The 23808-nt window shown below is 31.4% G+C and carries 18 protein-coding genes; 12 read left to right on the top strand and 6 right to left on the bottom strand.

What is annotated here, in order from left to right:
* The first annotated feature begins 125 nt into the window (after positions 1 to 125).
* Positions 126 to 3494, top strand: a complete 3369-nt coding sequence (locus E7Z77_RS08440; RefSeq protein WP_292752830.1) for an Ig-like domain repeat protein — start codon at positions 126 to 128, stop codon at positions 3492 to 3494.
* A 432-nt stretch (positions 3495 to 3926) separates the two neighbouring features.
* On the opposite strand, the gene E7Z77_RS08435 is transcribed toward E7Z77_RS08440, so the two are convergent.
* Together E7Z77_RS08435 and E7Z77_RS08430 are read right to left on the bottom strand one after the other, a co-directional pair.
* Positions 3927 to 4496, bottom strand: a complete 570-nt coding sequence (locus E7Z77_RS08435; protein ID WP_292752827.1) for a class I SAM-dependent methyltransferase — start codon at positions 4494 to 4496, stop codon at positions 3927 to 3929.
* Positions 4493 to 6877 carry a DEAD/DEAH box helicase family protein gene (locus E7Z77_RS08430; RefSeq protein ID WP_292752824.1) on the bottom strand — a complete coding sequence of 795 codons (2385 nt, stop codon included), beginning with the start codon at positions 6875 to 6877 and terminating at the stop codon, positions 4493 to 4495. Before E7Z77_RS08430 ends, E7Z77_RS08435 begins: the two co-directional genes overlap by 4 nt.
* A gap of 339 nt (positions 6878 to 7216) precedes the next feature.
* On the opposite strand from E7Z77_RS08430, the gene E7Z77_RS08425 reads away from it, so the two are divergent.
* Together E7Z77_RS08425 and E7Z77_RS08420 are read left to right on the top strand one after the other, a co-directional pair.
* Positions 7217 to 8017 carry an SseB family protein gene (locus tag E7Z77_RS08425; RefSeq protein ID WP_292752821.1) on the top strand — a complete coding sequence of 267 codons (801 nt, stop codon included), beginning with the start codon at positions 7217 to 7219 and terminating at the stop codon, positions 8015 to 8017.
* Between the two features lie 22 nt (positions 8018 to 8039).
* Positions 8040 to 8957, top strand: coding sequence for a tetratricopeptide repeat protein (locus E7Z77_RS08420; protein ID WP_292752817.1), 918 nt, complete (start codon positions 8040 to 8042; stop codon positions 8955 to 8957).
* A 67-nt stretch (positions 8958 to 9024) separates the two neighbouring features.
* Here the strand turns inward: E7Z77_RS08420 and E7Z77_RS08415 are convergent, their stop codons facing one another.
* Both E7Z77_RS08415 and E7Z77_RS08410 read right to left on the bottom strand, forming a co-directional pair.
* Entirely contained in the window at positions 9025 to 9552 is a 528-nt protein-coding gene (locus E7Z77_RS08415) for a zinc ribbon domain-containing protein (protein WP_292752815.1), read from the bottom strand.
* Between the two features lie 8 nt (positions 9553 to 9560).
* Positions 9561 to 10007, bottom strand: a complete 447-nt coding sequence (locus E7Z77_RS08410) for a hypothetical protein (protein ID WP_292752811.1) — start codon at positions 10005 to 10007, stop codon at positions 9561 to 9563.
* Positions 10008 to 10089: 82 nt separating this feature from the next.
* On the opposite strand from E7Z77_RS08410, the gene E7Z77_RS08405 reads away from it, so the two are divergent.
* The 7 genes from E7Z77_RS08405 to E7Z77_RS08375 all read left to right on the top strand — a co-directional run bounded on the left by E7Z77_RS08405 (position 10090) and on the right by E7Z77_RS08375 (position 17415).
* Positions 10090 to 10917, top strand: coding sequence for an endonuclease/exonuclease/phosphatase family protein (locus E7Z77_RS08405; protein ID WP_292752808.1), 828 nt, complete (start codon positions 10090 to 10092; stop codon positions 10915 to 10917).
* A gap of 194 nt (positions 10918 to 11111) precedes the next feature.
* A complete protein-coding gene (locus tag E7Z77_RS08400; protein WP_292752805.1) occupies positions 11112 to 12860 on the top strand; it encodes a DUF262 domain-containing protein in 1749 nt (582 codons plus the stop codon).
* A 75-nt stretch (positions 12861 to 12935) separates the two neighbouring features.
* Positions 12936 to 14810: an AAA family ATPase gene (locus E7Z77_RS08395; protein WP_292752802.1), complete on the top strand. Its 1875-nt coding sequence runs from the start codon at positions 12936 to 12938 to the stop codon at positions 14808 to 14810.
* Complete coding sequence (gene mcrC, locus E7Z77_RS08390) at positions 14803 to 15837, top strand: 5-methylcytosine-specific restriction endonuclease system specificity protein McrC (RefSeq protein ID WP_292752799.1); 1035 nt, start codon at positions 14803 to 14805, stop codon at positions 15835 to 15837. The genes E7Z77_RS08395 and mcrC overlap by 8 nt, the downstream gene beginning before the upstream one ends.
* A 332-nt stretch (positions 15838 to 16169) precedes the next feature.
* Positions 16170 to 16391 (top strand): hypothetical protein, encoded by a 222-nt coding sequence (locus E7Z77_RS08385; RefSeq protein WP_292752796.1) that lies wholly within the window; start codon positions 16170 to 16172, stop codon positions 16389 to 16391.
* Between the two features lie 104 nt (positions 16392 to 16495).
* The gene (locus tag E7Z77_RS08380; protein ID WP_292752791.1) at positions 16496 to 17140 is read left to right on the top strand and encodes a hypothetical protein; all 645 of its coding nucleotides are present in this window, start codon (positions 16496 to 16498) and stop codon (positions 17138 to 17140) included.
* A gap of 8 nt (positions 17141 to 17148) precedes the next feature.
* A complete protein-coding gene (locus E7Z77_RS08375) occupies positions 17149 to 17415 on the top strand; it encodes a transcriptional regulator (RefSeq protein WP_292752788.1) in 267 nt (88 codons plus the stop codon).
* A 2-nt stretch (positions 17416 to 17417) separates the two neighbouring features.
* Here E7Z77_RS08375 and E7Z77_RS08370 read toward each other — a convergent pair whose 3' ends face one another.
* The gene (locus E7Z77_RS08370; RefSeq protein ID WP_292752783.1) at positions 17418 to 18494 is read right to left on the bottom strand and encodes a hypothetical protein; all 1077 of its coding nucleotides are present in this window, start codon (positions 18492 to 18494) and stop codon (positions 17418 to 17420) included.
* A gap of 33 nt (positions 18495 to 18527) precedes the next feature.
* Positions 18528 to 19049: a DUF1802 family protein gene (locus E7Z77_RS08365; protein WP_292752778.1), complete on the bottom strand. Its 522-nt coding sequence runs from the start codon at positions 19047 to 19049 to the stop codon at positions 18528 to 18530.
* Between the two features lie 107 nt (positions 19050 to 19156).
* On the opposite strand from E7Z77_RS08365, the gene E7Z77_RS08360 reads away from it, so the two are divergent.
* Positions 19157 to 22183 carry a type I restriction endonuclease subunit R gene (locus tag E7Z77_RS08360; protein WP_292752775.1) on the top strand — a complete coding sequence of 1009 codons (3027 nt, stop codon included), beginning with the start codon at positions 19157 to 19159 and terminating at the stop codon, positions 22181 to 22183.
* Between the two features lie 8 nt (positions 22184 to 22191).
* Positions 22192 to 23694 carry a class I SAM-dependent DNA methyltransferase gene (locus E7Z77_RS08355; RefSeq protein WP_292752772.1) on the top strand — a complete coding sequence of 501 codons (1503 nt, stop codon included), beginning with the start codon at positions 22192 to 22194 and terminating at the stop codon, positions 23692 to 23694.
* The last annotated feature ends 114 nt before the right edge of the window (positions 23695 to 23808 follow it).

Genomic DNA, 23808 nt, shown 5'->3' with positions numbered 1-23808 from the left:
ATGTTGATTGGCAAAGTGGTTTTGGAAATTTAGTCAACTGTACATTTGATAAATCAAATTCTATTTCATGGAGTGGACTATATGGGAAAATTGATGGTGAAAGTATTAATGGTGAGTTAGTTCGCATGGATGATTTTGGTGAAGGTGTTGATGTTGGAAGTTTTGGTGATTTGTCTGTTTTAATTAAGGATACTTCTTCTGGTGATGTTTTAGTGTTGGATTCTGATTTTAGGGCTATGAATGAGTCTGATAGGATTGAGTCTTTTAGTAGGATTACTATTGATGGTAATGGTCATTGGTTAAATGGTAATCTTTTTAATAATGTATTTTCTGATTTTAATGGTGTTACATTAAAGAATATTAAGTTTATTAATGGTTTAAGTACTGGATATGGCGGTGCTATTTCTGGTGGTAGTAATATTAATGTGATTAATTGTACTTTTGTAAATAATATTGCGTCTAATGGTGGTGCTGTTTATCTTGGAAGTAATAATCGGATTGTTGATTGTACTTTTGTTGGCAATCGTGCTACTGATTATGGGGGCGTAATGCAATTTAGTTCAGCCCATAATGTTGTTTTGAATTGTACTTTTGAGGATAATTTTGCTAATAGTGCGATTGGTGCTATTACTTGTCATGGGGATTTTCTTAGTGTTATTAATTGTAGTTTTGTTAATAATTCTGCTTCTGGTTCTTATGGTGCTGCAATTGCATGGTTTGGAGCTCATGGTAATTTAGTTAATTCAACTTTTATTGCTAATAAAGGGCGTAGTGTTGTTTATTGGTCATCTAATTCTTATAAAAGTACTATGGTAAATTGTAGTTTTGTAGGTAATTCAGATATTGATGTTGATTGGCAAAGTGGTTTTGGAAATTTAGTCAACTGTACATTTGATAAATCAAATTCTATTTCATGGAGTGGAGCATATGGAAAAATAGTCTTTTGTAATTTTAATTATCCTTACAATAATATTTATTCTTCAGAATCTGTAGATGTAGTAAAAAAATATTTAAATTTAAATTATGATATATCATCTTTTGAATATAAAGATCCTAAATCCTTTTTAATATATGCCTTTGATAGTTTTGGTAAAAACATATCTAATTTTAACATTAAGTTGGATTTCATTGATGATAATGAAAAAAACTATTCTATTTATACAACTGTTAAAAATGGGGTAATTTCTCATAATAGTATTTTAAAAGAGTTGTATACGGGGAATTGGAACATAAATATTATTTTTGAAGGTGATGATAATTATTATCCTGCTAATGAAACAACTGAACTAACAGTAATTCCACCATTTACTTCATTAACTATTTCCGATGTTTATTCTGTTGTTGGTAATAAAACTACATTAACTGCTAATCTCAACTCTACTTTAACTGTTGATGAAGGTGTTGTTTCTTTCTTTGATGGTGAAACAAAAATAGGTTCATCAAATGTTAATGGTGGTGTTGCTAGTTTAAGTTATGCTCCATCTACTGATGGTGAGCATATGATTTCTGCTGTTTTTGAGTCTTCTAATTATGTGAGTTCAAATAATACTTGTAAATTGCTTGTAGATTCTGCTACTGTTGAGGTGATGGTTGATAAAGGTACTGTTGGTTTTAATTCTACTTTTGTTGCTAATGTTAAAAGTTTATACAGTGTTATTAATGATGGTACTGTGAGTTTTTATGTAAATGACAATTTCATTTTCAAATCTGTTGTTGTAAATGGAGTTTCTAGTTTTACTTATGTTCCTTTAATATCAGGGGATTATGAAATTAAAGTAGTTTATTGTAATAATTATTTCTTTGATGTTTCTGATGTTAAAAATTATCATGTGGATAAAGCAGAAAGCATAATTGATATTGAAGATTTAACTTCCACATTTGGCGATGAATTAACTTTAATTGCCAAGGTTTGTAGTTCGAATAATTTATCCGTTAATGAAGGTTCTGTCACTTTCTTTGATGGTGAAACAAAAATAGGTTCATCAAATGTTAATGGTGGTGTTGCTAGTTTAAGTTATGCTCCATCTACTGATGGTGAGCATATGATTTCTGCTGTTTTTGAGTCTTCTAATTATGTGAGTTCAAATAATACTTGTAAATTGCTTGTAGATTCTGCTACTGTTGAGGTGATGGTTGATAAAGGTACTGTTGGTTTTAATTCTACTTTTGTTGCTAATGTTAAAAGTTTATACAGTGTTATTAATGATGGTACTGTGAGTTTTTATGTAAATGACAATTTCATTTTCAAATCTGTTGTTGTAAATGGAGTTTCTAGTTTTACTTATGTTCCTTTAATATCAGGGGATTATGAAATTAAAGTAGTTTATTGTAATAATTATTTCTTTGATGTTTCTGATGTTAAAAATTATCATGTGGATAAAGCAGAAAGCATAATTGATATTGAAGATTTAACTTCCACATTTGGCGATGAATTAACTTTAATTGCCAAGGTTTGTAGTTCGAATAATTTATCCGTTAATGAAGGTTCTGTCACTTTCTTCGATGGTGAAACAAAAATAGGTTCATCAAATGTTTATAATGGTGTTGCTAGCTTAAGTTACACTCCTTTGGCAGGAGAACATAAAATTACGGTTAAATATGATAGTGATAATTATTTAAGTTGTGAAGATGTTTCTAATATCATAATTGATAAAGCAGAAACTAATATTATCATTGGTAATGTAGATGAAGTTTATTATACTAGTCCAGTTGTATTCAATATAAATGTTTTATCTCATAACAGTATGATTTATGATGGTGTTATCAAATTCTACATAGGAAATAATGAGGTTGGTTATAAGAATGTACTTGGAGCAGTTACTTTTGAATATGTTGCACCAAATTCAGGTGATTTTGATTTAATTGCTATTTATGGAGGAACAAATAATTATTTATCTTCTAATGCAACTTATTCCTTTAAAGTAAATAAATTATCTACATTTATTGAAGCATCATCACTTACTACTGTTTACAATGGAGGTAAAGATTTAATTGCATCATTAAAAGACCAAAATGGCGTTGCATTAAGTAATGAGAATATAATTATTAATTTTAATGGTATTAAAAATATAGTTACTGACTCAAATGGGCAGGTTAAATTACAAACTAATGGTTTAGTTCCTAAATCATCATATGCCGTCACAATAACATTTGAAGGAAACTCTAATTATGCGAGTGTAACTAAAAATGTTAAAGTCACTGTTAAAAAGGCAACTCCTAAAATAACTGCTAAATCAAAAACATTTAAGAAATCAGTTAAAACAAAAAAATACACAATAACTTTGAAAAATAATGTAAATAAAGTTATGAAAAATACTAAAGTTACTATTAAAGTTAATAAGAAAACCTATACTGCTAAAACTAACAGCAAAGGTGTTGCAACATTTAAAATTACTAAATTAACCAAAAAAGGTACTTTTAAATCTGTAATTACTTACAAAGGTAGTTCATATTACAACAAAGTAACTAAAAAGGTCAATATTAAAGTTAAGTAGATGATTTAATATCATCTTCTTTTTTTATTTTTTTTTCTGATTTTTATCAGAGGTATTTTTTTCAATGATTTATGAATTTTATAGTTGAACAAACTGTATTATCTTATTTAATGTATTTTTTTATCTAAAATAGTTTTTAATTTGTATTTTTCAATTTTAGGATTTAATTTAGTCTTTTTAAACTGATTTTTTCTTAATTAATTAGTTCATCATAAAATTAAAAAGATAAAGTAGTATAAAATTTATAACTATCAATAGATTAAAATTAAAGAAAAATTTGCATGAATTTTCATTTAAATGAAATTTCAAATGTAAAAAATTTAAAATAAAATAAACCTATGTAATTTTACGACTTATAGTTTAAAAATTTAATTGGCGAGGGGTTTTTTTAAATGATTCTTAAGCAAATCAATAGTATTTTGAAATGTTTTATTATTTTTTAACTAAAATATTTACCCATTTTTCATCCTGCCTGTTTAACCTTGCATCGTTTGTAAGCCATGTCTTGATAATTTCAAAGCCGTTTTTTTTGAATAACTCACATGCGGTGGATTCGGTAAAGTCATTGAAGTATCTTCCGTTTCTCTCACCTTCAAAATCCCCCAGTTTAAATGAGGCATATAGTGTTCCGTCTTTTTTAAGGGCAGTTTTCAGTTTATCCAAAACTTGGTCAATCTCTGTGCTTGGAACATGAAGAAGTGATGCTGAGGCCCAGATGCCGTCAAACTCATCAGTAAATTCAATTTCCTGAAACTGCATGTGCTTGACATTAACGCCCGAATATTCGCTTGCAAGCTCGCACATCTTTAGAGATCCGTCAATTGCTGTGACATCATATCCCAGTTCTTTAAAGTTTCTGGTATCTCTTCCGGATCCGCATCCCACATCAAGGATATGTCCTCCTTCAGCTACATATCCTAAAAATTCATCGTAATGGGGGGTCATGTCTGTATTGACGGTTCCGTCAAAGAACTCCTGTCCGTTTTCATCATAGTAATTCATTTTTTAGCCTCAAATCTTGTCTTGTAATAATATAATGTTCTATATTCTATAATGTCTCTGAAGTGTTCTATAAAGCTTTCTTTTTCAATAAATTCCTTTAAATCATCACTCAGTGCAAGTGCACATCCATCTTTTTTTATGAAAAATTCACCTGCAGACTTGTTTAGGAACTTGATCGGATTTCTTTTTGCAAGTGAGACGTATTTTCTTTTATCCCATGTCTTATAGTCTTTTGTTGCATTGTCCTTGAGCATGTCCACTCCGTTCGAGGAATCGCTGTAGAACTCAAGCATTGACCTGTAGACATCATCATCGGTAATCTCCATTTTTATGTCTCCGTCATTGTAGAACGCCCGAAGTATAGGCATCTTGTATGATTTTGTCATGCTTGTTGTTTCCAATGTCTTTAAAAACTCATGAGCCTTTGAGCCCACAATTGACTTTTCATCATCCATTAATTCATTATTGTCGGATAAAAATGTGATATAGTCCCTGAAAAGGTTCAGCTTTGAATTTTTCTTCATTGCAGTATATATTGCATCGTCCATTTTCAGGAAAAGTTCAACCCTTGAAGGCCGGTGGCTCAGAGTGTCTTTAACTGAGTTGTACTCAAAGATGATTTTATCCTTTACTTTAAGCTCCTGTGAAGCCTGTACCTTAAATAAATCTACAAGTTGGAAATCAAAGTCAATAAAGCAGTCATTAGGATATTCAAACTCAAGCACGGATTCGGTTGCAAGCGCCTTGGAGTTGTAATCCTTGTCGCTCAATAAAAATGGAACAAGATTGGCCTTCTTGTAGTTTCCAATGAAATCAAGCACAGTCAGATACTTTTTGTTTTCGCTTTTCCGCAGTCCCCTTCCAAGCTGCTGTAAAAATATTGTCGGTGACTGTGTAGGTCTTAAAAAGAGCACTGTATCGATTGAAGGAATGTCAACGCCCTCGTTGAACATGTCAACCGTAAACAGGATGTTCAGTTCATTGCTTTTAAGCTTTTCAACTACAATTTTCCTTTCTTCAGTGTATTCTCCATGTTCACCACTGTGAACAGCAGCTGAGGGGATGTCATGGTTTGTGAAATACTCGGCCATGAACTCTGCATGCTTTATTGATGAACAGAATCCGATTGCGATTTTGGATTTGTATTTCAGGTAATGCTTCAATACCAGATTCGCCCTTCTGTTAATCATAAGCTTATCTTCAAGGTCCTTTTCATCATACTGGCCGTTTCTCGTGCTGATGTCATCGTAATTGACGGTATCGTCATAGATTCCATAATACCTGAACGGTGAGAGGAATCCCTTGTTGATTGCTTCTTTTAGCCTTATTTCATAAACTGTATTGTAGTCACACAGGGCAAAGACATCCTTGGTGTCCAGCCTCTCAGGAGTTGCAGTAAGGCCCAGCATGAATTTAGGTTTGAAATAGTCGAGAATTCTCTTGTAGTTGTTTGCAACGGCATGGTGAAACTCGTCGATGATGATGTAGTCGAAATAATCCTTTTTGAAATAGTTTTCATTGAGATACCTTTCCTTTCCAAGGCTTTGAACCAGGGCAAAGGTGATGTCCCTGTCAGTCTCTTTTGTGGTGCTGTAGAAAAATCCCATAGTTTTGTTAGGATGGATATTTCTAAATGTCTTGCTTGCCTGTTTTATGATTTCCTCTCTGTGTGCAACAAATAAAATTTTACTGTAGTTTTTTGTATCGAATGCTGCAAGATATGTTTTTCCTATACCTGTGGCTGCAACAATCAGTGCCTTTTCATAGCCCTCTTCTCTAGATTGATTTAGCATGTATAATGCTTCAAGTTGTGCAGGGTTGGGCTCGAATTCTTTAGAGTTATTTTCATCTGGTGAATGTTTTGAAACTTGGGGTCTGGTCCATGATTTTGAATAGTCTCTCAGGACTTCATCGCTAACTTCTATAGAATGGTTTTCGAAGAGATCTTCAAAAGTGTTCCGGAAATGCATGAAGTCATTTGGCTTTTCAGACTTTTTAAAGTGATAGTTCCACTCAATGGAAGTAGTTAATGCACCTTGGGACATGTTTGATGATCCTACATATATTTCTGAATCATCTTTGTTGTGGAAGATGTATGCTTTTGGATGGAAACTGTTTTTTTCTGAGTAGAATTTTAATTCTAAATTGTCTTTAAGCTCTCTTTTTAGTATGTAAAGTGCCTGTGGCTGGGTGATGTTAAGATATCTGGTTGTTAAAATCCGGATTTTCAAATTGGAATTTTTCAAATCATTAATGATTAACTTGACGCCTGATTCCATGAGAAATGAAACTATGATATCGATTGATTCGGCATTTTTTATGCTTTCTTTTAGCGCATTGTAAAAATCGGAATTGTTTCCCGTGAATGTGTTTTGTTTCATTTATTTAATTTCCTTGATTTTATAATAAAAAATATGTTTCTTATAAATATTATTTTTTTAGAATTTTGTTATAGCAATAATTATAATCAATAGTATAGTAACAATATAATAACGATAATATTTTTAAATTCAATTAGATAATCAAATCAGAACAATATTATAAATTGTGCAGAAAAAGCAAATAAAAATTTAAAATGAATTTGGATTTCGACATAAAATTTTCTATAAATGATAAGGATGCCATGAAAAATCATGTCAGGTTAAATTTTCGGAAAATATAGAATTTCAGGCAATATTTCTTTGTATGAGGAATTAATGAATAATATTGGAGGATAAAACATGGAGTTATTGGATAATTCTGAACTTGAAGAACTGATGAAAATGGATGTGAATAATGCCGATGAGAGAAACAGATTTCTTGAAAAGTTCAAGGAATCGCAATTAATCATGCCTGTTGAATATTCACTCAACATGATTGAGGGTGCTGAAAACGCCAAGGTTGGAGATGTCTTTGAACCTGAAGGCGAGGCGGGTTTCAATATTATTTATCTTACCGATGATGAAGGCAGAAATGCGGTGCCTCTTTTTACAAGTAATGAAATGATGGAGCATGCAGGTGTTGAAAGCTCTGCATATGTATTGTTCATGAGCGATTTGGCAGATTTGATGGAACAGGCAGGAGACAAGTATTCCACAATAGCAATAAATCCATTTACAGATTCTAACATCAACATGGGAATGGGAACATTTTTGAATTTATTCAGCAATACTTCTGACAGGCTAAACCAGTTAAATGAAATGCTCACAATCATAAAAGAAAATTCCATTGAACTTAAAGACAACATGGCGTTCATGCTTAGAAGTGATGAAAATTTCATGAAAGATGGAGCTGTAGATGGAATATATCAATCACCGATTCCAATGAATCTGAATTCAGATCCTCATTACAATGAGAATTTAAAGTTTACAAACATATTGCTGTTTAAAAAATCCCATAAACTGTTTTATTTGGGCGAAACTGTAAACGATGAATTTGACACTATTGTAGCACCTGGAACAAAATTCGAATTTGTAAGAGATTTGGATGAATTTACATCCGTTTGGGAATGTGGCGAACAGCCGTTTTACGATGAAATGTAATTATATTATTGGGTGTGAGTTAATGAACAATCAGGAACAGCTAAAAGAGCTATTAAATAATTGGGATTATGAAGCAGTAGTTAAAAAGTCTGATGAAATTCTGAACTTAAATAAAGATGTTATTTTTGCTTTAAAATGTAAAGCTGAATCACTTTATCATCTAAAAGAATATGAAAATGCCTTAGCAGCAACAAATGCTGCGTTATATTTTTATACTGAAGACAATGACCTATTAATAATCAAGTTTGAATGTTTATTGGATTTGGAAAAATTTGATGAGTTATTTGGCTATTTCATGAATTTTGAAAGTGATATTGGTTTAGGAAATCATCTGATACAAATTTTAGCTAAAAAATTGCGTGATGCAGGACAACCTGAAAAAGCTTTAAAATGTTGCGAAAAAGCATTGGAATTAAGACCCTCTGAGTTAGAAATAATTGATGTGATGAAATCTATAGTTAATGAATTTAATTTAAAACTCCCATCTAAATTTGAAAAATATTATATTTCATGGATTTATAAAATTAAAAAGCTCCATAGAAGACTAACATGCCCGTTCTGTGGCGAAAAACTAATTCCAATTGTATATGGATATCCCTCCGAAGAATTGATGAGAAAAGAGGATATGGGAGAAGTGGTGTTAGGTGGATGCTGTATAGATATTTCAAATCCTGAATTATATTGCAAAAATTGTCATGTTGATTTTGTAAGGCCTTCCTGTAAAATTAAAATAGAATCTGAAGATATTAACGAGTTTAGATATATTATTAAAAACTTAAATTCTATGGATTATTTTTTAAATATGGGAATTTCTAAAGATGTTCTTTTAGAAGATGACATTGGCGAATTTGATAAAAAAGAAATGAATGCTTTCATTAATCATCTTTTAGAAATCGGATATCTTAAATTGGATGATGGTTTACTAAAATATGATTTGTAAGTTTTAAGAATACTCCTTTAAAGAGAAGAAATGAAATTGAATCATTTAACATTAATGTTGATGTTATTTAAATGAAATCACTTTTAGGTCTGGCTTCAATTCCAAATTTGCCGTACATTTCACGTGTCTTCTCGTTTGACTCGATTGCAAGGTATTTTTCAGGGTCATTTCCATGGGTTGGAATGACTGCCTTTTCAAGCCAGTACTTTTTAAGTGCAGGAGGTCTTTTTCCAAAGTTCCAGTATGATTCATGAATTTTCAAATCAGTATTCTCCTCAATATGCTTTAAAGAGTCAAATGATGTATAATATGGACTTGCTGTTATAAGAATAACATAATTGTCCTTGATTAGTTCAACAAGTTCGTGTTCGTATTGGCGCTTTTCAATCTTTCCGGGCAGTTTTTCATATCTGATTGCCCATGAATTGGAAATCAGCGTATAGTTTAAATCCAGAAGAATTATCTTATCTTTTGGAATTGTTAATTTGGTTTCAGGAATTTTATCTTCGATATCACATTCAATCAGTCTTTGACCACAGTTAAAACAGTATTCTTCAGTTGAATCGTTTTCAGTACTGCAAGCAGGACAAATCATATTTATCACTATTTAAATTTAGTATTTTCCCCACCATTACTTACCTTGTGGGCAAATTGCCAGTTACGGCATCTGTTGTATAGCTCTTCATCGGAGTGCTCAACATCCCAGTTGATGTCATCTGAGGAAAACTCCACCCTTTTTGCATTTTTGATTTTCACACTGATTCCATTGAAGGAATATTCTATTGAGTCACCTTCTGATTCTTCAAAAGCCAAGTGAAAATTATCTTCAAGTGCCATTGACGGTGCAACGCCACATAAATAATAATATCTGCTTTCAAGTTCATCAAGTTCAATGTTTTCGGCTTGTTTAAGTTCATTGTTAATCTTTTTAGAGGTTTTTCCCAAAAGACATCTTTGGCAGTGATACTTCAAATTAACTCCATTGATGTATTGAAGCCATAAATATCTCCATTTTCTGTCTGTTTTGAAGTTTTCAATTATTATTGTCATAATCATATCTTTGGTGAAAATAATATTTAAACACAAGTTATATTATACTCCTTCAAGAGATATTTTAGTGAAGGTGGTTAATTTGATAAAGATTGACGAGATTCCCGAAAGCTGGACAAAAGACCAGATTAAAATCTATGAAATTTATAAGGAATACTTTGCTGGCAGTAATGATAATCTTGATGTTAGTGATGAGTTTGAAAAGCTATTGGCAAGATGGCTTGATGAAAGCCAGATTAAGATTGTTTCATGGAACTGCAACGGCAAGTTCCGCGAGAAGTTTAAGGAAATAATCTCCGAAGATGTAGATATCTATGTAATTCAGGAATGTGAAAATCCTGCAGAATCAAAAAACGAAGATTACAGGGAATTTGCAGGAGACAACTACTTATGGACAGGAAACCTGCACTATAAGGGACTTGGAATATTTGCAAAAGAGGCCATCACTCTTGAGGAAATTTCAAACAGTAATGAAGATTTAAAACACTTCATTGCAGTTAGAGTGAATGATTCATTTAATCTGCTTGGCGTGTGGGCAATGCCGAAATATGTTGAAATGATTCACGATTATTTCAATGCAAATGAAGAGTTGTTCAATGAAAATCTGGTGATATGTGGGGATTTCAACAGCAATGTTGTCTTTAACGGTCACCATCCGAAGGCTAAAAACCATACAAAACTGAATGAAAAACTTGAAAGCAAAAATTTATTCAGTGTTTATCATAGTAAAACAGGTGATGAGCAGGGTTTTGAAAAATCAAAAACATTTTATCAGGCAAGACATTTAAACAATCCGTATCATTTGGACTTTGTTTATGCCTGTAAGAATGTTGTTAAGGATTTTAATATTTTAGATAATTATAAATGGATTACATTAAGCGATCATTTGCCTTTGGTATTTAAGATATGATTATTTTTCAATCAAGTCTTTAACTTTTTTATTTCCTCTTAAAGTTCTTTGTTTTCTTCAGGAGGGTTCGAGTTCATTTTTCAACGATTCAAAAATTAAGTAAATTTTAGTTTTTTTCTAAATAATTTAAGTTTTTAAGGAAATTTTATATTTATCGTGTTATAAACTTAATAATAATTAAAGTAGGTCATATTATGAAAAAAGAAACTGTTTTTAATATTACTCAGTATCAATTAAATCATTTGATAACAAATATTGATACTGGCGAAATTGCACTTCCGGATTTGCAGAGGCCGTTTGTATGGGATAACAGCAAGGTAAAAGACCTGTTTGATTCACTTTATAAAGGTCTTCCTATTGGAATGTTGATTTTATGGAAAATCAATGAAAGCAATGATGAATTCAAACCTATTGGTTTGGACAAAAAAACAACACCCTCTAAACTGATTATTGACGGTCAACAAAGATTAACTGCTTTATATTCAGTCATTACCGGTTCTGAAATAATTGATAAGGATTATAAAAATAAAAAAATCAAAATAGCCTATAATCCTTTTGAGGAAATTTTTGAAGTTCAAAATGTAGCAATCAAAAACGATCCATTATGGATTAGCAATATTACTGATATTTTTCAAGGAAATTTATTCTCATTTGTCAATGACTTTATCACTAATTTAAAAGAAAAGCGTCCTGATTTTGAATTTGATGAAAGTGTAGTGCAGGACAATATCAGTTCTCTTAAAACCTTAGAAACATCTTATCAAATCAGTGCAATTGAGCTGGCGTCAAGTTTGGATCCGGAAGAGGTTTCAGAAATTTTTGTCAGGATTAACAGTACTGGAAAGGCTTTAAATCAGTCAGATTTTATATTTACATTAATGTCATTATATTGGCCTGAAGGAAAAGACAGTTTTGAGACTTTTTCATATGAGGCGAAAAAACCTGCAGAAATTGGAAATTCGTCATTCAATGTTATTAATGAACAGCCTACAAATGAAAATTTACTCAGATCAACAATAAGCTATTCATTTTTAAGAGGAAGATTGCGTTATGCATATCTGATTTTAAAAGGACGTAATTTGGAAAATAAAACCACTACTGAAGAAGTAAGGGTTAAAAATTTTGATATTTTAAAGGAAGGTGCAGGTGAGGTTTTAAATTTAGTTAATTGGCATCAATTTATCAGCATCATACAGGCCAGCGGTTTTGTAAATGAAAACATGATCGGTTCTAAAAATGCTTTATATCAAACTTATGCGCTTTATCTGCTGGGCCGTAAGTATGGGCTTCAACACAATGAACTCAAATCAATTATATCCAAATGGTTTGTATTCGGTATTTTAACCCGCAGATACACCAGTTCACCCGAATCCGTTATAGAACAGGAACTGAGGAATTTCAGATATCATGATAATTTAATTGAATATCTGGAGAGCATAATTGCTTCTGAGTTAACAAATGACTTTTGGGAGGTAACACTGCCTGAAAGACTAAAATCATCCCGTTCAAATCCTGCCGAAGCAACATACCTTGCAAGTAAAATTTTTGAAGACAATAATGTATTGTTTTCAGAAATCAAATTAAAGGATTATCTGTCTCCATTGATAAAAAGTCCAAAAAAACAAATTGAAAAACATCATATTTTTCCTAAAAACTATTTAAAAACTAATCTGAAATTAAAACAGGTTGATTTTAATCAGATTGCAAACATGATTTACATTGATTATCATGTAAATATTAGGATAAGTGATATGCCTCCTCATGAATACTGGGATGTTGTTTTAGGTGAATGCAGTGAAAACACCAGAGAATTTGTATTGAATAATTATACTGAAGCTTATGATTTGCCTTTTGAATTCTGGAATATGGATTACTTTGAATTTTTGGATGAAAGAAGAAAATTGATGGCTGAAAGTATAAGAAAATATTTTGAAAAATTATGAAATTGATAAAAAATATTAATTTAAAAATAGTTTTAGCATATTATATTTTTGAAATCAAAATTAAGGGATGTTAACATGTCTAATATGTGGATGGTTCGAGCAGGTAAACACGCTCATTTTTTCAATGAATTTAAAGAATACAACGTTGTTTCAATAGAGTGGGATTTTGAAGATTTATCCAATAATAATCTTGATGAAATTAAAGCATTATTAAAGAAAAAGTTTCCACGTATGGATAATATTGCTTTAGGGAACTTTTCATTTCAGATAAATAGTTTTGTAAACAAATTTAAAGTTGGAGATTATGTAATTACAGTCAATCCTGAAAATAGAACATATTTGATTGGTAAAATTACTTCGGATTACTATTATTCACCAAACAGTAATCTGAATCATCTGAGGGATGTTGAATGGATATGTGAAATTAAAAAAGATAATTTAAAACAGCCTTCTTTAAGTTCATTAAATACGAGCAATGCTGTTTTTCAAATTAAACCGACTGTTAAAAAGGATATTTTGGATAATCTTAACAATTCAAATTATGATTCCGTTTCGGAAGATGATAATGATTTAAACGGAATAGGAGATAGTGATGTAAAAACAGTCAGGTACTGGCTGATGTCAGCCGGTTGGGGTGCCGGATGGTGGGATGACTTTTACAGAAATGGTGATGCCGCCATCGGTTTTGGTGATACCGGTGATTTAAAACAGTATAAAAGTAAAGAAGAACTCAACCGCAAATTTCAAAAACTTTATAATGACAAGACAAACCATAGAAATAATGTTCATGCCTGCTGGCAATTTGTTCATGATATGCAAATTGGGGATGTAATCTTTGTTAAAAATGGAATGAGTGAAATAATCGGAAGGGGTATTGTTGAATCAGATTATTTCTATGACACAAGCAAGGAATATCATAAAATTAGAAAAGTCAGATGGACACATAAGGGCAGCTGGAAGTCAAAAGACAAATTACCTATGAAAACATTAACTGATATTACTAATTATCATGAGTTTGTAAATAGAATTAAGGAGCTATTTGCAAGTGAAGATGAAATCGTTGATGATGTTCCTGAATTTCAATATCCTGATTATAATATGGAAAAATTCCTTGAAGAGGTTTATGTTGATGAATATGACTATAATACTCTTGTAAAGCTGGTCGGGAACAAGAAAAATCTTATTGTTCAGGGCGCTCCTGGTGTTGGAAAAACATTCATGGCAAAACGTCTGGCATATTCCATAATGGGTGTTAAAGATCCCAATCGTGTAATGATGGTTCAGTTTCACCAGAGTTATTCCTATGAAGATTTTGTAATGGGTTACAGGCCTTCAAAAGAAGGTTTTGAGTTAAGAGAAGGAACCTTTTACAGTTTCTGCAAGCAGGCTGAGGAAGACAGTGAAAATGATTATTTCTTCATCATTGATGAAATAAATAGAGGAAATCTTTCCAAAATATTCGGAGAGCTATTCATGCTGATTGAAAATGACAAAAGGGGAGAGAAAAATAAAATTCAACTGCTGTACTCAGATGAATCATTTTTCATTCCTAAAAATGTCTATATTATAGGCCTGATGAATACTGCGGATAGAAGTTTAGCAATGCTTGACTATGCATTAAGACGCAGATTCGCATTTTTTGATTTAAAACCTGGATTTGGATCAGATGGGTTTAGGGATTATCAGGAAAACCTTTCAAATGATACATTTAATAACCTTATTAATGTGATGATTGAATTAAACCATGACATTAAAGAGGATGAATCATTAGGTGAAGGATTTAGAATTGGTCATTCCTATTTATGCAATATTAAAGCAGAAGATGCTGATGAAAAATTATCATATATTGTAGAATATGAACTGATTCCGCTTTTAAAAGAGTACTGGTTTGATGAGAGCGAAAAAATCGATTACTGGTCTGAGAGATTGAGAAGTGTCCTTGATGATTAAAGTTAAAAACATCTATTATATGCTTTCATATGCCTTTCAGAGCCTGAATTCACGAGCATATAATAAAATTGAAACTGAAGAGTTTGAAAATACAGCAGAGCTGTTCTCGCAAATACTGATTATAGGTGTTTCATCCCAAATCAAACAGGGACTTGTAAGGGACTACATTGACGTAACAGAGACCACTTCTTCAATTCGGGGCAAAATCAACATTACTGATTCAATCAATGAGCAGAGTTTCATCAAAAGACAGCTTAACTGCACTTATGATGAATTTTCACTCAACTGCCACTTAAACCAGATTATAAAATCAACAATGAATCTGCTTGTTCGAAGTGATGTTTCACATTCAAGGCGAAAGAAACTGAAAAATCTGCTGATGTATTTTGCAGATGTTGATTTGATTGACTTAAAATCGGTCAATTGGAAAATACGCTTTGACAGAAACAATCAGACTTACAGACTTTTGATTGGAGTCTGTTATTTGGTGGTTAATGGGTTATTACAAACTCAGAAATCCGGAAATATGAAACTAATGGAGTTTCTGGATGATCAGAGAATGTCAAGGCTTTATGAGAAATTCATTCTGAATTATTATAAAAAGGAACATCCTGAAATCAAGGCTCATGCTCCTCAAATTCCATGGCAGATTGATGAGGGAATTGACTTTCTGCTTCCGAAAATGCAGACTGATGTTACTCTTGAGTATGGGGATAAGATTTTAATCATTGACGCCAAGTATTATGGTCGCAACTTAACTAAACATTATGGAAAAGATATACATCACACTACTAACTTGTATCAGATTTTCACATATGTTAAAAATAAAGAGATTGAGATGCAAGGAAATGATATTGAAATCAGTGGGATGCTACTTTATGCAAGGACAACTTCTGAAATTCAGCCGGACAGTGACTATGTGATGAGCGGCAATAAAATTTCAGTGAAAACCCTTGATTTGAATCAGGAGTTCAATGTCATTAAATGCCAATTAGATTTGATTGCTGAAAATAATTTAAAAAATTAGTCCATTTTATTGGTTTATTAAATCAACAACTTCTATTCAAGTAATTTTCTACATTCAATATTAAAATAAGGTTTTATTTGCATCAAATCTTTTCTAGGATATACTGCTGTTTTTTTTTATTTTTATGTAATTATATCATGGCATCGTAGGTTCCAATATTTAAGATGGAGAAAAGCTGTTATTTATTGCTTCTTTAAGATTTATTTCATTGATTTTATTGTAGTCTTATAGTGTAAAGACATCTTTGGTGATTATTCTTTCATGTGTTGCAGTAAGTTTTACTTGAATTTGGACTTGAAGTAATCTAAAATTTTATAGTTTATTGATATCTCATGGTGAAACTCGTTGATGAGGATATTGTTGAATTAATCCATTTTGAAATAAATTTCGTGGGATACCTTTTGATTCCAAGGCTTCGAACCAACGTAAATGTTATTTCATTATCTGTTATTTTGTCTGTAGGGTATACATGCGACTTGTATTATGACAATGGATATCTCAAAGCACTATTAAAAACGGAAGTACAACAGTTTATTCATATGAAGGCAATGTAAGCAATATCATTTCATTTGATAAGTTCTAGCCTGTGATAATGGTGTATGATTACGGCGGAGCAATGCTATTTAATATGTGATAATAGAACCATGGAGGAATACAAATGGCTGAAAAGGAATGGATAGAAATCGGACCAGTTAAAGGCGATACCGGACCTAAAGGAGATACTGGAGACATTGGAATTGGAACAATTATCAAAGGCTATTATAATAACTATGCTGAATTTATAGCAGTGCATCCTTCGGGAAGTTTAGGTGATGCATATATAGTGGATGGCAGCTATTACTACTGGAATGAAAACGGATGGGCAAATGCAGGTTCTGTTAAAGGAGATACTGGTGATACTGGCCCTGCTGGAGCAATTGGTCCAAAAGGCGATACTGGTGCAACGGGTCAGGGCAGTGATAAGGAAGCAGGGTGGAAACTACCAGTTGATAAGATACAAACTACAACCACATTGCCGACTGGTGTCAGTAAAGGTTATCGCGTAGCTATTTGTACAAGTTCGTTGATGGCCATTAAAGAATATAATGGAACATCCTGGGATACTGAATCACTTGATCCATATTCAGTGATACCGTTAAAGCATTCTGGAAGTATACAAATGTATTTGGCAAAATCAACAGGACCAGTTTATATGGGTGTTGAATATGGCGTCTTTGGTAAGTTTAGGTTTATGACTCAGGCAGCATATGATGCTTTAAGTAGCTATGATGAGGATACAATTTATTTTGTAAGAAGTTCATAAGTGATATTATGGAATTGTCAGATGAAATGTTAACGGAAATAAGTTATGTGAAGATTTCAAAGTATAGAACCAAAACAATGAAATCTTTAGAAGGTGAAGTATTGATACCTTCCCAGATAGCTAGAAACTCTGGGATAAGAACAAATCATATTTCAAAAATATTGTCTGAATTAAAAGCACATGAACTGGTTGAATGCATTAATCCCGAAGCTAGAAAAGGTAGGTTGTATAGGCATACTGAAAAAGGTGAGCAGATAGTAAAAAATTTAGATTAAATTTAAATTTCATCTAAATCTTCTAAAATATATATTACTGTATCTAATATAAGGAATAATCTCATTGCTCCCATTTGACTAGTTTCTACAACACCAACATGTGCAATTTCATGCCGTTTAATATCACCCATATCATATTCAAAATCAACATCATCATATAATGGTTTTACAATTCGTAATATAAATTCAGCATTGGCTTTATTTAAAAAAGATTCCCATGCATCATCACTATCACTCTTTTTATTTAATGTTTTTTGTATTTTTATTCTTAAATCTGAATCTTTTTTATCAAAATCAATTTTTTCTTTCATTATACCTTCAATCTGTAGCATTAAAAGAATTACACAAGTTTCAAATTTTCCATGTTTATAATTGAAATAAGCTTGTTCAATTATAGTTTTCCTATTTTCATTATCAATATTCCAATTAGAGATTAAGTCTTCGATTAGTTCAGGATTAAAATAAAATTCATTTAAAACTGCGTTATTATATGAATTAATGTCTTTGATTTTAGATATTTCTTTATAGTCTTCTAAACTGAATCTTGGAAAAATCCACCAATCTCTGGTTATTTTTTTTAGAAAATGTATTGTAAAAATTTCATTTAATTCGTCGTCATCAATTTTTTTTACGTGTTCATGAAGGGTGTTTGTAAATTCATCAGGTTGTAAAAAAATATTTATAAATGGATATTTTAAACTAATTAAAGATTGTGATAATGAATTGTATACTTCATTCCAATTAACTTTATTTATTGAATCATATATTTTGAGGTATTCTGGTTTAGTAGGAAGAAAACCATCAAGATAATCAATTGGCCTAATTGCAATAGATTTTCTCATTTTTTCTAAATTTTCTTGAGTTTTTTGAAATTCAGCATTAAACTCTTTTCGCTGATTCAAAATATATTCATACGATTTCATTGGACTTTCTATAGATTTAATAAATGATTTCAATGCTTTATACTGATTTTCGGGCTTGTATGGGTAAATAAGACTATTTAAATTTGCTTTTTTTTGCCTTTCCATATTTTCTTTTAAAATTTTTGTTTGCTTTATTGATTTATTCGTATTGTCCATTTGCCATACCTCAATTAAACTAGAAATAAAAAATTATTTAGTATTTAAAATTTCTTCTTTTAACTTATCAAACTCATCATCAGATATAACTGGTTTACCTTCAAGTTTAACGGGATTGTTTACGTTAGCGTATAACATTCCATTTGAACGTTTAAGCATTTGAGGTTCATCAAGTTCATAAACTCTTAAAATCCATATCTTAGCTTCTTTTCTTCCGAGATAATCTTTCACATGGTCACGAGTCCAAATATGGAACTTATTGAATGCACCAATTCTTGAAGAAGATTTATCAATAACTTCCTCTACAGTTGCATAATATTTTACTTCATAAGTTCTGTTTTCACCAATAGGCAGAAGATTATCTTTTACAAAGCCTTTATAATCTTCTTGAAATGAATCTAAGACATCTTCATTATTTGCATAGCTAATGGTGGGATATAATAAAAATTCATTCAAGGTGGTGCCATATTTTCTTATTAATATTGTTTGTTTTCCTTGACCTAATGCTTCGATAGTTGCATTCCATTCGTTTATACATTTTGTTATTTCAGTCATTGTATCAACTCTTTATAATTATAATTTTAGTAAAACTTAATAGTATATTTTTATATAACTATCATTATTACAATATTGTTGTTAACTTAGAATATTGTTTCAAGGAGTTGATTATTATTTCATTTTATAATGAAGAAGCTTATGAAAAAGCATTAATGGAATTGTTTCAGAATTTAGGCTATAACAGTTTTTATGGCCCAGATATTGATAGGGAACATAAAAACCCTCTTTACATGGGAGATATTGATGTATTATATAATATCAATAATCAATTAGATAAAGAAGCTGTTGATAAAGCTATTGAAGTAATTCAAGATTTTGGTATTGGATCTTTAGAAGAAAAAAATAATAAATTCATGGATTATCTTCAAAATGGTATTAATGTAAATTATTGGCGTGATGGAAAAGAAGAATCCACTCATGTTAAACTCATTGATTACGATAATTTAGACAATAACATATTCACTGTTATTAACCAATGGACAGTAATTGATAAGGAAACTAAAATACCTGACATTGTAGTTTTTGTAAATGGTTTTCCATTAGTAGTATGTGAACTAAAATCTCCATCAAGGGAAAATACAGATACATCTGAAGCATATAACCAACTTAAAAAATATATGCAAGTTATTCCGACTCTTTTTAACTACAATGCTTTTTGTGTAATGAGTGATATGTCAATTTCAAAAGCAGGAACAATTACTGCTTCTGAAGACAGATTCATGGAATGGAAAACAACTGATGGAAGTTATGAATCAACACAATGGGCAGACTTCACAACATTCTTTGAAGGAATATTCGAAAGACAAAGATTCATAGACATATTAAAAAACTTCATTGTCTTTTCAAATGATTCAAAAACTAACATTAAAATTCTGGGTGCATACCACCAGTACTTTGCTGTTAACAAAGCAGTAACCTCAACTGTTAAAGCTATTAACAGTGACCACAAAGCCGGAGTATTCTGGCACACACAAGGAAGTGGAAAAAGCTTGTCTATGGTATTTTATGTTAACAAATTACAACAAGTACTTGAAAGTCCAACTTTTGTTGTAATTACCGACCGTAATGATTTGGATGATCAATTATATTCACAATTTGCTAAATGTAGTGGCTTTTTAAGACAAACTCCAAAACAAGCCACAAGTATGAAAAATCTAAAAGAATTATTGAATGATAGGAAAGCTAATGGAATATTTTTCTCTACAATGCAAAAGTTCGATGATTATGATGAATCATTAACAGATAGGGAAGATGTTATTGTAATATCTGATGAAGCACATCGTAGTCAATATGGTCTTGAAGAAAAGGTAGATCCTAAAACTGGTGAAATAAAAATAGGTGCTGCTAGAAGAATACACAATGCTCTTCCAAATGCAACATTCATTGGTTTTACTGGAACACCAATTTCAAAAGCAGATAGAAACACTCGTGAAGTATTTGGAGATTATATTGATATTTATGACATGACACAATCTGTAGAAGATGGAGCAACAGTACCAATATGTTATGAAAGCCGTATTGCAGATATAAACTTGGATGAATCAATCCTACAAAAGATTGATGAAAAATATTGGGAGTTACAAGAAGAAGCTGAAGAATACAATATTGAGCGAAGTAAACGTGAATTAAGTAGAATGGAAGAATTGCTTGGGGCTCCAGATATTATTGATGATATTTGTACAGATATTGTTCAACATTATGAAGACAATCGTGCAAATGAATTAAGTGGAAAAGCAATGATTGTAGCATATTCACGTCCAATAGCCATAAAAATGTATGAAAAAATATTAGAACTACGTCCAGATTGGGATGAAAAAGTTAAAGTAGTAATGAGTGGTTCTAATAAAGATCCGGAAGAATGGTTTGAAATAATTGGGGATAAATCATATAAAAAAGAACTTGAAAAGAAATTTAAAGATGATGATGATCCAATGAAAATAGCTATTGTAGTTGACATGTGGCTTACAGGATTTGACGTTCCCTCACTTTCAACAATGTATGTCTACAAACCAATGAGAGGACACAATTTAATGCAAGCAATTGCACGTGTAAACAGAGTATTCAAAGGAAAAGAAGGGGGGCTAGTTGTTGACTATATTGGTATAGCAGCTGAACTCAAAAAGGCAATGAGTGAATACACTGATAGGGACAAAAAGAAATATGGTGACCCGGATGTTGATAAAGTAGCATATCCAAAATTCCAAGAAAAACTAGAAATTTGCCGTGACTTATTCCACGGATTTGACTACTCCAAATTCTTTGGAGACAGTGATTTAGAAAGATCAAAAGTCATTTCAAGTGGAGTAAACTTCATGGAAGACCTGTCACGTAAAGACACCAAAAAAGATTATTTAAAAGAAGCATTACTACTTAAAAAATGGCTGTCACTATGTAGTAGTAGAGCTAAGAAACATGAAAGATTTGAAGCAGCATTTTTCGAAGCTGTAAGAACAGTTCTTGTTAAAGTTACTTCAAATGGAAAATTATCCCTGCCAGAAATCAATAAACAGATTACAGAATTACTAAATCAATCAATTAAAAGTACTGGAGTAATTAATGTCATTAATGTCAGTGAGGAAGTATCATTATTCGATCCAGAATTTTTAGATAAAGTAAGAGCATTGGAATCTTCCAATTTAACCAGAACTATTTTAGAAAAATTACTGGATGATGAAGTAAGAGTTTATACAAGAACCAATCTTGTTAAAGCTGAAGAATTTTCAGAGCTCCTGAAAAAGACACGTAATGATTACATTAATGGTCATATTACAAATGATGAAGTAATTGAAGAATTAATTAGAATTGCACAACTCTTACGAGATGCACATTTAGAAGGAGAAAAATTAGGATTAAGTGAGGAGGAATTAGCATTTTACAATGCAATAGCACTTCCAGAAAATATACATAGTTTTTATGATGATGAAACTTTGATTAAAATTACTCAAGAATTAACGGATTCTTTAAGAAGAAATAGAACAATAGATTGGCAGAAAAAAGAATCTGCAAGAGCAAACATGCGTAGAACTGTAAAAAGATTGCTTAAAAAATACAAATATCCTCCAGAGGATATGGATTTTGCTTTAGAAAAAGTTATAGCACAATGTGAATTATGGGTAGATGAAGCAGCATAGGTGATAAAATGGCAAAAGAAAATATAAGTGAAATAGGTTTTGAAAAACAAATTTGGGATGCAGCAGATGAACTAAGAGGTTCAATGGATGCAGCAGAATATAAACATGTAGTATTAGGATTGATTTTTCTAAAATACTTATCTGATAAATTTGAAGAAAGATACCAAGAACTAGTAGAAGAAGGAGACGGATTTGAAGAAGATATTGATGAATATACTTATAAGAATATTTTCTTTGTTCCACCTGAAGCTCGTTGGTCAGAAATTGCTAAAAAAGCAAACACAGCAGAAAATGGTATGGCAATAGATGCAGCAATGAAAGCTATTGAAGACAGTAACAAATCACTTAAAGGAATATTACCTAAAAATTTCTCAAGACCTGAATTGGATAAAAAGAAACTTGGTGCTGTAATAGATATTTTCACTAATGTGCAGATGTCTGAAAAGGGAGATAAGAAAGATATTCTTGGACGTACTTATGAATATTGTTTAAGTATGTTTGCAGAAACTGAAGGTAAAAAAGCAGGAGAATTCTATACTCCAGCATGTGTTGTAAAAACTTTAGTTTCAGTTTTAAAACCATTTGATGGAAGAGTTTATGACCCATGTTGTGGATCTGGAGGAATGTTTGTCCAATCTAAAAACTTCATTGATAACCATAGTGGTAATATAAACAATTTATCAATTTATGGTCAGGAATCCAATCCTACAACCTGGAAAATGGCAAAAATGAATTTAGCTATCAGAGGACTTGAAGCAGACCTTGGAGAACACCAAGAAGACACATTCTTAAATGATTTACATCCTACACTTAAAGCCGATTTTGTAATGGCAAATCCACCATTTAACCTTAAAAAATGGGGTCAAGAACAATTGCAAGATGATGTAAGGTGGAAATATGGAATTCCACCAAAAGGAAATGCAAACTTTGCATGGATGCAACATATGATACACCATTTATCACCAAAAGGTAAAATTGGTTTGGTTTTAGCTAATGGATCATTATCTTCAACTACATCAGGTGAAGGAAAAATAAGACAAGCTATTGTCGAAGACGATTTAGTTGAATGTATTGTTGCATTGCCAACACAATTATTTTATACTACTGGAATACCAGTCTGTTTATGGTTCTTGAATCGTGACAAAAAGCAGAAAGGTAAAACTTTATTTATTGATGCACGTGAAATGGGAACAATGGTTTCTAGGAAATTACGTGAGTTAACTGATGATGATATTGATTTAATTGCGGATACTTTCACTAAATTTGAAGAAGGAAATCTTGAAGATGAAAAAGGATTCTGTAAAGTAAGCGATTTAGAAGAAATTAAAAAACATGATTTCATATTAACTCCTGGACGTTATGTTGGATTTAAACCAGAAGAAGATGATGGAATACCATTTGAAGAAAAGATGAAAACATTAACAACTGAGTTAGGTGAGTTGTTTAAAGAATCTAATGAACTTGAAGATAAAATCCGCCAAAGTTTAAAGGAAATAGGTTTTGAATTCTAAATTTGGATTGGGATATTTTTTTTATTAAAAGGAGTGGTAAATTTGAGTTTAGAATGGAATGTTGCAACTATTGGGGAATTATGTTCTAATGTTTCAAGTGGGGGCACACCAAAA

It is taken from the genome of Methanobrevibacter sp., from assembly GCF_015062985.1.
Lineage (GTDB): Archaea > Methanobacteriota > Methanobacteria > Methanobacteriales > Methanobacteriaceae > Methanocatella.
The sequence above is the reverse complement of the archived record's forward strand: the minus strand, read 5'-3'. Positions and strand labels throughout refer to the sequence as shown.